This is a genomic window from Paenibacillus phytorum, assembly GCF_013141715.1.
Lineage (GTDB): Bacteria > Bacillota > Bacilli > Paenibacillales > NBRC-103111 > Paenibacillus_E > Paenibacillus_E phytorum.
This window is the reverse complement of record NZ_WHOA01000085.1, coordinates 12,354-24,766: the sequence shown is the minus strand read 5'-3', so window position 1 is coordinate 24,766 and position 12,413 is coordinate 12,354. Positions and strand designations below refer to the sequence as shown.

Annotated in this window: 12 protein-coding genes and 1 riboswitch; of the genes, 9 read left to right on the top strand and 3 right to left on the bottom strand. The window is 41.5% G+C overall.

What is annotated here, in order from left to right:
* Positions 1–139 precede the first annotated feature (139 nt).
* Together GC098_RS10875 and GC098_RS10870 are read left to right on the top strand one after the other, a co-directional pair.
* A complete protein-coding gene (locus GC098_RS10875) occupies positions 140–1,042 on the top strand; it encodes an AraC family transcriptional regulator (RefSeq protein WP_171643188.1) in 903 nt (300 codons plus the stop codon).
* 87 nt (positions 1,043–1,129) lie between these two features.
* The gene (locus tag GC098_RS10870; RefSeq protein WP_171643187.1) at positions 1,130–2,773 is read left to right on the top strand and encodes an alpha-amylase family glycosyl hydrolase; all 1,644 of its coding nucleotides are present in this window, start codon (positions 1,130–1,132) and stop codon (positions 2,771–2,773) included.
* Between the two features lie 72 nt (positions 2,774–2,845).
* Here GC098_RS10870 and GC098_RS10865 read toward each other — a convergent pair whose 3' ends face one another.
* Both GC098_RS10865 and GC098_RS10860 read right to left on the bottom strand, forming a co-directional pair.
* Positions 2,846–3,850: a DUF3231 family protein gene (locus tag GC098_RS10865; protein ID WP_171643186.1), complete on the bottom strand. Its 1,005-nt coding sequence runs from the start codon at positions 3,848–3,850 to the stop codon at positions 2,846–2,848.
* 48 nt (positions 3,851–3,898) lie between these two features.
* Positions 3,899–5,230 carry an MFS transporter gene (locus GC098_RS10860; protein ID WP_171643185.1) on the bottom strand — a complete coding sequence of 444 codons (1,332 nt, stop codon included), beginning with the start codon at positions 5,228–5,230 and terminating at the stop codon, positions 3,899–3,901.
* Between the two features lie 204 nt (positions 5,231–5,434).
* On the opposite strand from GC098_RS10860, the gene GC098_RS10855 reads away from it, so the two are divergent.
* The 4 genes from GC098_RS10855 to GC098_RS10840 all read left to right on the top strand — a co-directional run bounded on the left by GC098_RS10855 (position 5,435) and on the right by GC098_RS10840 (position 8,403).
* Positions 5,435–6,010, top strand: coding sequence for a CBO0543 family protein (locus GC098_RS10855; protein ID WP_216625234.1), 576 nt, complete (start codon positions 5,435–5,437; stop codon positions 6,008–6,010).
* Positions 5,994–6,458 (top strand): hypothetical protein, encoded by a 465-nt coding sequence (locus GC098_RS10850; RefSeq protein ID WP_171643306.1) that lies wholly within the window; start codon positions 5,994–5,996, stop codon positions 6,456–6,458. Before GC098_RS10855 ends, GC098_RS10850 begins: the two co-directional genes overlap by 17 nt.
* 185 nt (positions 6,459–6,643) lie before the next feature.
* Positions 6,644–7,021: a hypothetical protein gene (locus tag GC098_RS10845; protein WP_171643184.1), complete on the top strand. Its 378-nt coding sequence runs from the start codon at positions 6,644–6,646 to the stop codon at positions 7,019–7,021.
* 106 nt (positions 7,022–7,127) lie between these two features.
* Positions 7,128–7,274: riboswitch (FMN riboswitch) on the top strand.
* A gap of 160 nt (positions 7,275–7,434) precedes the next feature.
* A complete protein-coding gene (locus GC098_RS10840) occupies positions 7,435–8,403 on the top strand; it encodes a DMT family transporter (RefSeq protein ID WP_171643183.1) in 969 nt (322 codons plus the stop codon).
* Positions 8,404–8,482: 79 nt separating this feature from the next.
* Here GC098_RS10840 and GC098_RS10835 read toward each other — a convergent pair whose 3' ends face one another.
* Complete coding sequence (locus GC098_RS10835) at positions 8,483–9,118, bottom strand: FMN-dependent NADH-azoreductase (protein WP_171643182.1); 636 nt, start codon at positions 9,116–9,118, stop codon at positions 8,483–8,485.
* Between the two features lie 295 nt (positions 9,119–9,413).
* On the opposite strand from GC098_RS10835, the gene GC098_RS10830 reads away from it, so the two are divergent.
* From GC098_RS10830 to GC098_RS10820, 3 genes are all read left to right on the top strand, one after another.
* Positions 9,414–10,421, top strand: a complete 1,008-nt coding sequence (locus GC098_RS10830) for a LacI family DNA-binding transcriptional regulator (RefSeq protein ID WP_171643181.1) — start codon at positions 9,414–9,416, stop codon at positions 10,419–10,421.
* 29 nt (positions 10,422–10,450) lie between these two features.
* Complete coding sequence (locus GC098_RS10825; protein WP_171643180.1) at positions 10,451–11,275, top strand: ABC transporter permease; 825 nt, start codon at positions 10,451–10,453, stop codon at positions 11,273–11,275.
* A gap of 97 nt (positions 11,276–11,372) precedes the next feature.
* The gene (locus GC098_RS10820) at positions 11,373–12,404 is read left to right on the top strand and encodes an ABC transporter ATP-binding protein (protein ID WP_171643179.1); all 1,032 of its coding nucleotides are present in this window, start codon (positions 11,373–11,375) and stop codon (positions 12,402–12,404) included.
* Positions 12,405–12,413 lie beyond the last annotated feature (9 nt).

Here is a 12,413-nt window from a genome sequence, read left to right as displayed (position 1 = left end):
GAGAATAAAGACGTACCATAAAAGCAGGCGCTTAGGGCGACCTGCTTTATTCTTTGAAGTAAAGGGCAGGTTAATAGGTAAAGTTTGTCTTCATGGAATTCCGTTAAACACATAGCCCTTTCAGTTCTGGAGGAACGATATGAACATATTTAAAGAGCCGATTCATTATGATGATCCTCTTCTTCGTATTCAAGTGCTTAGCTTTAACAGCATGAAAATATGTCAAGATGGATGGCATTTCCATCCTCAAATAGAGATTATAGCTGTTCGGTCCGGAAGAATGGAAATTCACACACCTGCGGAGGTATACCACTTGCAAGCGGGAGATGTGCTGATATTGGGTTCTTGCCAACCCCATATCGATCTGAGAAAACAAAACGAGGTCGTTGATTATGTAGCGCTTCAATTTGAGCTGGAAGCATTCTTTGATTCCAACATGCTTCCATACTTGTATCTGTTTCAGGAGTCAATCCTACCTTTAGTTGAACTAAACACATTGTTTAAAGATTCGGAACTGCGTCAACAATTCTTCAACACGGTCATTGAATTGCAGCAAGAACATCAGCAGAGGCAGAGGGGCTATGAGCTCGCAATGAACTATTTGGTAAAGAAATGTATTTTTTTATTATTACGTCATGACAACATGGGATTGTTAGGACCAAGCCGATCGATAAACGACTCCAACTTAAAGTCGGTGTTCGATTATGTGGAAGCCCATTTATCGGATAAAATATCTGCCCAGCAAGCATGTCACCTCGTTAATTTCAGCTATACCTATTTCCTCAAATATTTCAAACAGATCATGGGCATTTCCTTCACAGACTATGTGATTCACCGCAGAATCAAATATGCCGAACGTCTCCTTTTGACCGAAGATCTTAGCATTGCTCAGATTGCTGAACAGGTTGGCTTACCGAACATTTCCCACTTCTACAAACTTTTTAAACGACACCATCAATGTTCTCCTAAAAGCTTTAAAGACACTATGATAGCCCGAACTCATGAAACTACTGGCTTGGGCACAATGATCACAACAGAATAGCATCATAATGGAGTGGAATCGGATATGGGCAGCCTTTTTCTTTACTGCTACTATAGGAGAAGAGATGAATACGAAGGAGCTCATACAATGTCACCTGACTTTCCAACAAAAGGAACAAATGGCGTGCGGTTTGTTTATTACACAGATATTGAAGTTGATAGTGTCGCCTTAGCAGGGACCTTTAATAACTGGAACGGCGATAGAAACTATATGAACAAAAGGGAAGATGCGAAAGGTTGGGAGATTGAGTTAGCGATACCTAAGGGTAGACATCTATATAAGTTTGTAGTGAATGGAGAAGCATGGATTTTGGACCCATTGAATCCGAGTGTGTCGGAAGATGGGCAAAATAACTCCGCTATTACAGTTACTGAACAGGGAGAAGTACTGATCAGAACCCTTGATGTTTCAAAAGAACAACCTGGATTTATGTATGAAAACTTTACGGCTATCCAAAGTCCCGACTGGATTAAAAAATCGGTGATTTATGAACTTCATCTCAGGGCGTTTACCGAAAATGGTTTTAATGGACTAACAGACAAAATCGACTATTTCAAAAAAATGGGGATAAATACACTTTGGCTGATGCCTTTCAACGAAGTTGGACATGAGGGACGGTTAGGTAAGTATGGCGACCCCTATGCGGTAAAAGATTTTTATTCCATTGATCCCAGCTTCGGAACCAAAGAGGATCTACTCTCATTTATTCGAAAAGCTCATGACAACGGGATCAAAGTCATTATGGATTGGGTGTTGAACCGCACAAGTGTGGATCACATTATGACAAGAAGCCATCCGGAATATTTTACTCGAAATGAACAAGATGAGATCTATTATGATGTTCCCAATCGGGCGTATTTCGCTGGGCTAGAATTTAGTAACCGTGAGATGAGGAAATATGTCATTGAGGCTATGAAATATTGGATAGTCGAGTTTGATTTTGACGGTATTCGATTGGACGATTCGGACATAACTCCCTTTGATTTTCTCTCTGAAATTAAGCATGCGCTCCAAGAAGTAAAAGCTGATCTCATCCTAATCTCACAGTCCTACGATGAGTATCATCATATTGAATCTTGTGACTTGACTTACGACGGCAGCCCCCGCATTCTGATAAGCGATATGGTTGACGGTACAATCACACAGAGCGATTTTATAACGATTTATAACTCTTATAAGTACAGCTTTCCTAGGAATGCGCTAAGAATGAGTTGGCTGGAGGAAAAAGAACGGTCGAGAGCATGTGACTTTTTTGGCGAAAAGCTTGCAAAAGCTGCAGCTTCTATCTTGCTGACGCTTGAAGGTGTTCCATGCATCATGATGGGGCAGGAATTTAATGAGAGTACGTTGGAAACATGGACATCCTTATTCGATGAATATAAGCTGAACTGGGATCAATTCGATATGGATATGTTCGAGCACTATCAATTTCTGATTCATCTTCGGACGAACAATCCGGCATTTTGGAGGGGAGAATTAATGTTCATTCGCAACTCTGAAGAGCAGGTTTTATCTTACTTGAGGCAGTACGAGGATTGTAAGTATTTGATCATAGTTAACTTAACAAAGGATGCTTTGTTTGTTCAATTAGATAATGACGCGTTAGCAGGCGATGTTATCAAGGACAGTAAAAATGTGATCTATCGAACCGGAAGAGACAACCGCCGCCCTGAAAATGATTCATCCAGTCTATGGATCGATAGCTATGAAACAATCATATATAAAATATAAAACTAAATTTCATAATTGCTGAAAAGCCCTTTTTGAATTCTTACAAAGAGGGCTTTAATCATATGTGGAAAACTATTGGTCTTTTGCAATTTCTTTTCTGTTTGGTGCAATTGGAGGTTGCTCCAACCATTTATTTTTTATCATGAGATCAAACCAATTTTTTGACACAGTTAGATCTTTGAGAATGATTCGCTCATAATCAAGAATTAGATCAGACCTCATGGAACCTGCTAGTCCTAATCCATGATAGGATTGAGAAGTCAGAAACAAAAAACCAGTGTGATACATGATAAGTTTATCTGAAAACGGTGAATCTGTAGATTCGGTTATTTCCGTTTCCCATGACATCGGAACAGGTAAATTATCATCTTTTAGTTTTTTACTTAGCAATTGAATGTGGTCATTTGACGTTTGAACGGCATCTGTTAGAAATTTCCTTATTTCTTTGGATCCGGCAATTTGACTAAATGCAATTCCAAGTGTTTTTGCCATAATACTTTTCTTTAAGTTTAGGGAAATATTACCTATTTCAATGGCTGAAAGAGGACGTTTATCTCCCCAAAAACCATCGAGATATTTTTTGCTATCAATAAACTCTGGGTTTGCACGGGGGAAGAAATACGGGTCTCTTTGAAAGTGCCCCTTTTCAAGTAATAAATCAACGGTACGTTGGAACATATTTTTTCCATCCGTCAAACACGAATCAAAAAAATCCCTTAAATCTCTTCTAACTGATGTAGTAAGCGAATATACGTGACCGTTTAATCCATGTATGGTCATGAGATACAAATAATCCAAACAGAAAACATCTGAAAATAACCTTCCAATATTGGGATTGGTATCTGCTTCTGAAAAACCAATGGGTAATGGAAATCCATCATTAAGAATAAAAGTCGAAACCTGCTGCAATTGATTTTCTGATATTTTTATTGCATCGGCAAAAATCTCTCTAATGGACGTATCTTCTATAATGGAAAGCATATATTTATTTACTTGATTTACCATAGTTTCATTTACATATTGCCCCCACAAAGCTCCGATTTCAGTCGAAGTTAGTTTTAATTGTGTTTCGTTCATATCTATATCACCTCTAAGAATTAGACTGTCCAATTAAAAAAGGATTTATCATTTATCTCCGTAGGAAACTGCCAGAGGTGCTGTAAGCTTGTACCACAGCAACATGCCCAGAGAACTCAGACCTATCAAAAATAAAAGGCCATAGACGTGTTTGAAGGAATAAGGAAGTGACGTATTCTTTTGAATTTCGAGTAGTATGCCACAAATCGCAACAGAAATTGAACCTCCAAAAAATTGGATTAGCTGCATGAGCCCCATGCCCGATCCTATTAATGATTTTGGAAGAATACGTGAGGTCTCGTTGTTCAAAGACGCTATCGTTGCTGAAAAAGCAGGAGAAAAACAAAGATATCCAAGAAGTATAACAAGTGGTGAAGCGCCGAGAGTCAAATAAAAAGCGATCATAACGAAAGATAAAATACAATGCCCTATAAACATAAAGCGTAGATTACCGTATCGATCAATCCATCGTCCGACGAAACGTGTTAAGAAGGCCGATAAAATGGCTCCTGGCGCAATGGTTAAGCCAATCATCATAGCCGAGTGATCAAAGACCTTGGCTAACACCAACGGCATAAGAAATAAATTGCCAAGGTTCAATACTAAGATACAAAACCCAATCGTAACAAGTTTACGATAAGCTGGATTGCCTAATAATTCTGGGTTAATGAACGTATTGTTCGCTCGTTTCAAGTGCCAAGTGTGTACAAGCAATGAAAGACAACTCGCGACAAGCCAGGAGACAGAAAGTTGTGTCACAGCTAAAAGCAGCGTAGTAGCATTGACGATCGTTAAGAGAGCACCCAGAATATCGAACCGAAAGGCTGTCGCATTTTCTTTGGGAAGCAAACGCACGAGAATTGGAAGTATGACCAGAACTAGACATGTAACTGCAAATAACCCGTTCCAACCAAGGTATTCGCTAATCAAGCCGCCAACGATCGGACCGAGCCCGAAAGCCATAGCACTCCCTGCGGAAATCATGGCGATGGCTGACCCCCGTCTTTCGATCGGAATATATCGACTAGCCAGAACCAAACCAAGGCCGGCCATCGCCCCTGCACCTGCGGACTGAAGAATTCGAGCCATAAGCAATGCATTGAAATCCCGGGCAAATAATCCGAAAACCGATGAAGATCCAAGCACCAAGAGCCCCACGGTCAGCAGCTTGCGAATCGATAGGACATCTGAAAGCCTGCTGTAAATAACTGTTGATAAGGCATACCCGATGGAGTAGCTTGAAATTACCCACGACCCGAGATCTGCGGTGATGCCAAGATCTTGAATAATACTAGGGATAGAAACATTGAACATCGTCGTATTCATGACCACAATGAACAAGCCAATTGTCCATACCGGCATTACAATTTTATCGTTCATCTAATACCATCCTGTCTAACTAGAGATGTGTTTTATCTATCCCCTTATTATACAAATGTCAGTCAAACATAAATAGAGCTGCCCGCGGCAGCTCTTTTTAGTTCTTTGGTTAGCTGACAATTCCTTATATGCATAATAGAATGTTCTTTTATCCACACTAGAAGGTATGAAGCAATAGCAAAAAAGCGAGGGGGAAAGATCTATATGGAAAAGATATTATTACGAATTTTATTTGCCTCATCATTAGCAGCTGCCCCATTCATCTTGAAACGTAAAAACCTGCTCATGTATCTGACTGTATTCTTTTCGAAATGCGTTTTATCAAGTTCGATAGATTCCTTCTTTATTAAAAAAGGGAAGATATCGTACCCCGTTCGTCCTTTCGCCAAAGTATTTGACACGAATATTTTGTACGATTTGTTATTCTATCCGCTTTTAAGTGTTATCTGGGTAAGATCGACTTATCAAAGCAAGCCAGTTGAACTCCTCACGAGAAGTTTATATTTTAGTGGACCAATGACTTTGCTTCAATGGTTTTTAGAAAGAAAAACCGATTTGTTTAGATGGAAATCCTGGTCTGTTCTTCATACATTTGCATCAATTAACTTTACTTTGTTTACAATAAGAGGTTTTGTAGGTTTATTAAAAAGGATTACGCCCGAAGTAAGAGGAGGAAATTTTGTAGAGGAACGATCCCATAGCAAGATGCCTTCACCTGAGTTCATAGCAAGTACGGCAAATCACCGTCTGCCAAATGACAACTATGCACAAATCCAATAAAATTGAGAAATTATTATGGGCCATCGCACTCCCTGGGTTTGGTCAATTTTTAAACGGGAAATATGTCAAAGGAATCACGTTGATCATATTGGAATTTATCGTGAATTATATGTCCGATCTCAATCAAATTATAATCAACAGCTTCAAAGGAAACATTCAAGAGGCCATCCAGCAAACCGATTATCATTGGCTAATGTTTTACCCTTGTCTTTACATGTTTGGTATCTGGGATGCTTATAAAGACGGGGGAGATACGGCAGAGTATGCGTATATTCCTTTTGTATTAGGCGCTTTTCTGGGGACGGTAGGAATCATCTATTCGGATGTGTTTCAACCTTTCGGTTTTCTCTTGGGTCCAGTTTGGCTTCCTATGCTCTTTTCATTTGTTGGAATTGCAATTGGCGTTGTTATATTTCTTTTTATAAAACGACGCCAGCCGATATTATAAAGGGTATCCCTGTCAGATATATAAGACAGTTGGAGATCCCTTTTTCTTTTTGTATCTATTACTAGTGTGTTCGTCTATGTTTTTTGACTAGTAGGATTATATATCATGAGTGTCGGTATATACCCAATCGTCATTTCTCTCATAAGCATAAGATATAGTATGGGGGAAATGGGGGGTGAAAAGTAATGCCGAAAAAAGTAATAGTGAAGAAAGGAATAGTAAAGAAAGATACAGTAAAGAAAGATACAGTAAAGAAAGAAAGAGTGAAGAAGGAAATTCCAAAAAAAGAAATAGATATAGAGATAGTGGAAGAAGAAATAGTGAATAAAGATATGATGAAAAGCCCAAGTGCGAGGGAGGGGAAAAATGGTATGACGAGAGTCTCAAGAGAAGAAATTATTGACAAAATTAACGAAGCGATAGATGTACTGGGAGCCTCGAAGCGAAGTGTCTCGGCAGATAAACTGAGACGAGCAGAGGAAGAAATTGATAAGGCCTTACGTATTCTTTTAAGAGCTCAACGTGAAATAAATACGAGAAGAAGTTGGTATATATCAGAGTGAAAAATGCGAAGCAGAGATGAAAATCCTTGCTTTTTTTATTTATCGGTGTTAACATCACTTTCAACGTTAGCGTTTATTTGGACCAAATAAACAAACAAAATAAGATTTGAACCTTCGGGGCAGGGTGAAATTCCCTACCGGCGGTGATGGATACGTAAGTATCCAAAGCCCGCGACTCCCAGTCTGTATGGATTGGGACTGACTTGGTGAAATTCCAAGGCCGACGGTATAGTCCGGATGAGAGAAGGTGAAGGACAACTTGTTAAAAATTCAATTTTTAATAGGTCTGTTTGTCAATGCCCCTGTTGCTTGTAAACAGGGGCATTGTCTCTTTCAGAAGGTTCAATTCAAAACATCATCTAGGGATCTTTGAGCTAATCTCTCAAAGTCTCTCCTATTGGGAGGTTTTTGAATTGGAAAATGTATTTAAGCTAGGAAGTAAGCGCGCAAGTTTGTATTCATCAAGTACCAAGGGCATCAATGGGATCTGGTATGTGGCACTCGGAGCTACACTGTGGGGGTTGGACCCTCTTTTTCGAATCTTATTGTTGAAAAGTTTTTCCTCTGCTCAAATTGTGTTCATAGAGCATCTACTGCTGGCCTGCTATGCACTTCCGGTGCTGATAAAGTACCGTAAGTCCTTAGCTGGCAAACTAACTCTAGCAATTATTGGCGCTCTTCTATTTATTTCTTGGGGTGGATCGGCCATAGCCACCATACTCTTCACTTCAGCTTTCGCTCACGGCAGTGCAAACTCCGTTTTGCTTTTGCAGAAATTGCAGCCCTTATTCGCCATTGTATTGGCTCGTTTGCTGCTTAAAGAGACACTGCCTTCTAAATTTTTTGCCTATATCGTAATGGCGCTCTTAGGCACGTATCTGCTGACGTTTGGTTTTGCTTCCCCGCAGATGGGCTTGAAGGATTTAGGTATGTTAAGCTGCTTATTTTCCATTCTGGCGGCTGTCTTATGGGGGGGATCGACCGTCATGGGTAAGTTCCTGCTTCAAAAAAACTTGGATTTCCCTGTTGTCACATCACTGCGCTTCCTGATGGCGATCCCGCTGCTAACGGTTGTTCTTTTGGTAAGTGGCGATGCTTGGCATGTAGGAGGCTCTAGTGGTGATCTAACACTTATTGCAGTCAACCTGCTGTTCCAAGCCTTTTTCCCAGGGTTGATCAGCATGCTCCTCTATTATAAGGGGCTGTCATCAACAAAGGCATTCTTTGCAACGCTTGCCGAGCTTGCTTTCCCGGCAGTAGGTGTCTGCATAAACTGGGTTGTATTTGGTCAAAAACTGACCGTGGGACAACTAGTAGGCTTTGTATTTATTTGGTTAACCCTCTGGTTAATGAGCCGCAGTAAAGGGAATGTTTCTATTTGAAAATATGGACTGATTACAAGAACTTCATTCATTGAACGTAAAAAGAACCCGCTAGATTTAGCGGGTTCTTACTATTTTCTTAGAAACTAGCAGCAACTTCTTTTGCTTGAGCAATTGCTTTTTCTTTAATGGATTGAGCTTGATCCGGCGCTACAGCCATGCCTTCAACAAAAATGGCTTCGAAGGAAGGGATGCCGTAGAATTGCGAGATTTTTTTCAGGTAGCTGAAGCCACTTTCAAATGCAGCAGCAGGGCCTTCGGAATAAATGCCGCCACTCGCTTGAATATGTAGACCTTTTTTGTTTGTCAACAAACCAACAGGACCACTTTCCGTATATTTGAAAGTTTTACCTGCAACGGAAATTGCATCAATGTAAGCTTTCAATACTGGAGGGAATGAGAAGTTCCACATTGGAGAAACGAAAACATATTTATCTGCAGCTACGAATTGGTCAACTAGAGCGCCTAAACGTGCTACTTTTGCTTTTTCTGCATCAGAAAGCTGGTCAAAAGCTGTTCCTGATTGAAGTTTTCCCCAACCGCTGAATACGTCTGCATCAATTTGTGGAATATCTTGTTTGAACAGATCAACATGAATAACCTCATCTGATTGATTCGCTTCACGGTAAGCCTCGATAAATTCTTTACCTACCGCTAGACTGAATGATGTTTGGTTGTCATGCGGGTGTGCAGTGATATAAAGTACTGTTGCCATAATTAAAACTTCCCTTCTATACTTAAAATAATTACAGTTATTATAACTTATTTTGAGTAAATATCAAACAATAAATTAGTAACTTATAATATGTGTCGAAAAAGACCGCCCAGTGAGCATGTTAGCTCGCTAATGGGCGGTCTTTTTTTATGATAAGAAGCATAAAAAAGTAATCAAGGTATTTGATTGTTTTGAAGATTTACAATTTATTATCTTGTGGTTGACACAGGAAAAACAAAAATACGTTATTTTTGATATGTGGGAACGGTCTCACACGAAGAAATGAGGTTGCAGCATGGAGCTTACGATTAAGGAAATTGCCCTGCGTGCCGGCGTATCCAAATCAACCGTGTCGCGGGTGATTTCTGGCAAGGGCTATACCAGCTTGGAGGTACGCGATAGGGTGCTCCAGCTGATTGAAGAATTGCAATATAGGCCCAATGCAGTAGCAAGGGCTATGGTTTCACAGAGAACGCATAACATTGGCGTACTTATTTATCGCCAGCATCATCCCATTGCGTCTCATCCGTTTTACGGCAAAATTCTTGATGCTATTTTAATGACAGCCGCAAGTTTAAATTATTCCGTTTTCGTTACAACAGATCATGATATGTCGCTGCGTTCTGCTGATTTTATGATGGAAAAAAGGGTGGACGGACTGATCCTGATCAGCCGCTTGCAGCAGAACGTCATTGATTACATCACGAACTTCGGAGTTCCCTACGTGATGGTCAATGGCTCCACGGATGTCGACGGCGTCATGCATATTGTTAATCAAGACGAGGAAGGCGGACGGATGGTCGCCGAGTATCTAACGGATTTAGGACATCGTCAGATTTTCGTGATTGCTGGACCACAGACGCATCGCAGCCACAATTTGAGGCTGAAAGGTTTTAAGAATTACATGGCAGGAATTGGGGTTCCGATCCCATCATCATCGATCTTACAGGCCTCGACTTCCACCTTCGGAGAAGGGTATGAGTTAATGCGCAGCCACTGGGAGCAGTTTCGTGCAGGCGGGTTTACATCGCTTTTTGCCACCAACGATATGATAGCGCTGGGCGCCATGAAGTTTATGTTGGAGCAATCGGTACGCATTCCTGAACAGGTAGCGGTTGTAGGCTTTGATGATATCGATTTTGCGGCGATGTTCTCACCCTCTTTAACTACCGTCAGGGTCAATACAGAGGAGATGGGGACTCAGGCCTTGAGCTTGTTAGACAAGCTTATCCGTCAGGAAGTGAACATTGAGAATCCCAAGCAGCTTGTACCCAGATTGATTGTCCGGCAATCAACCCAATAAATTCTCTCGAAAAGGAGTGGTTAGTCCTCATGCGTTGGTATTTAAAAGCGATAGGGCCACGTAAAATCGTGGAATTTATCATACTTGTTGTGTTCGTCATCTTCTTCTTGGGCCCGCTGCTCAACCTAGCCATACTGGCTTTTACCGGCAAATGGACCTACCCAGATATCTTGCCGCACGAATGGTCACTCAAATGGTGGACATTTGTGTTAAAACAGGAGGATATCGCGAAATCGATCGGCTTGTCGTTTATGATCGCATCCATCGTGACAGCTCTATCCATTGTGCTTTGTATCCCAGCGGCCTATGCGTTTGCTCGCATACGTTTTCCGCTTAGCCGTTTTTTCTTGTTCTCGTTTCTACTGACACATGCTTTTCCGAAAATGGGACTTTATGTTTCGATCGCTGTACTCTTTTACAAACTGGGATTGATGAACACTTTGATAGGCGTTGTTTTGATCCATATGATCAATGTACTCATGTTCATGACCTGGATTCCAACGGCTGCTTTCCGCAATGTGCATACAGCTCAGGAGGAGTCAGCCAGGGATGTGGGGGCGACCCCGTTCCGCGTATTCCGCAGCATTACGCTGCCGATGGCGATGCCAGGTATTATCGTGGCTTCGATCTTTACGTTCCTTAACTCGCTTGATGAAGCCCAGGGTACTTTTCTGGTGGGTATCCCCAATTATAAAACGATGCCGATCGTCATGTACTCTATCATCAGTGATTATCCAGCCTACGCTGGTGCTGTATTTTCCATTATCTTGACAGCGCCGACGATTATCCTACTGCTGGCCGCGCAGCGCTTTGTGAGTGCAGATATTATGTCCAGCGGCTTCCAACTCAAATGACGATATTCCAATTAGCAAAGCGTATGCTTCCGATGCGAGTTTTGTTTCGAAGTAATCGCTTAGAAGCAATGCTCAACAAAACTTTTAGGGGGCACCTATGGACATTCAGCTTTCCGTTCAACAATTGACGAAGCGCTATAAAACTGGTGAAGGCGTATCAGGGATCAACCTCGATGTTCGCAAAGGCGAGTTAATCACACTGCTGGGCCCATCAGGCTGTGGTAAAACAACGGTGCTTCGCAGCATCGGAGGGTTTCTCGACCCAGATTCAGGAGACATTCTCATTGAGGGCAAAAGCGTGCTAAAAGCACCTCCGGAAAAACGTCCGACTTCCATGGTGTTTCAAGGTTACAATCTATGGCCGCATATGACGGTGTTTGACAACCTGGCATTCGGTCTCAAAATACGCAAGATGAAAAAGGCTGACATCGAAAAAGCTGTTAACGAAGTTCTTCAGCTGGTTCGCTTACCTGGAGCTGAGCTCAAATATCCGGGTGAACTTTCCGGGGGTCAGCAGCAGCGCGTAGCGGTTGGCAGATCCTTGCTCCTTAATCCTGCCGTTCTTTTGCTGGATGAACCTTTTTCAGCACTTGATGCGAAGCTTCGTCACGAGATGAGAGAAGAGCTGCGAGAAATTCAATCCAAGACAGGCCTTACGATGGTATTTGTCACTCATGATCAAGAAGAAGCACTATCGATTTCTGATCGCATTGTCGTTATGAACCAAGGCAATATTGAGCAAATTGCTACTCCGCAAGAAATTTACGATGAACCGAGTACGTTGTTTGTTTCCCAATTTATTGGGAAAATGAACTTTTTGAAAGGGGTGATCACGGCCGGCGGGTTGACCGTAGGGCATCTAAGTTTTCCAAATACAAAAAATCTGTCCGGGCAAGTAAATGTGGCAGTTCGACCTGAAGACGTGATGATAGAAGGTGAAGAGGGACTAGGCCTTTCCGGCGTGATCAAACAGGTAATGGTACTTGGGCATTATGCCGAAGTGTCCATCGATTTGCCAGAGTATGGCACAATCCGGGCGTTTCAACCACGGGATTTCGTCAAGGATCTTTATACAGGGCAACAAATAAAAGTAAGCTTTGCAAAAGTTTTAGCCTATCCGGAAAATTAGACCCATATC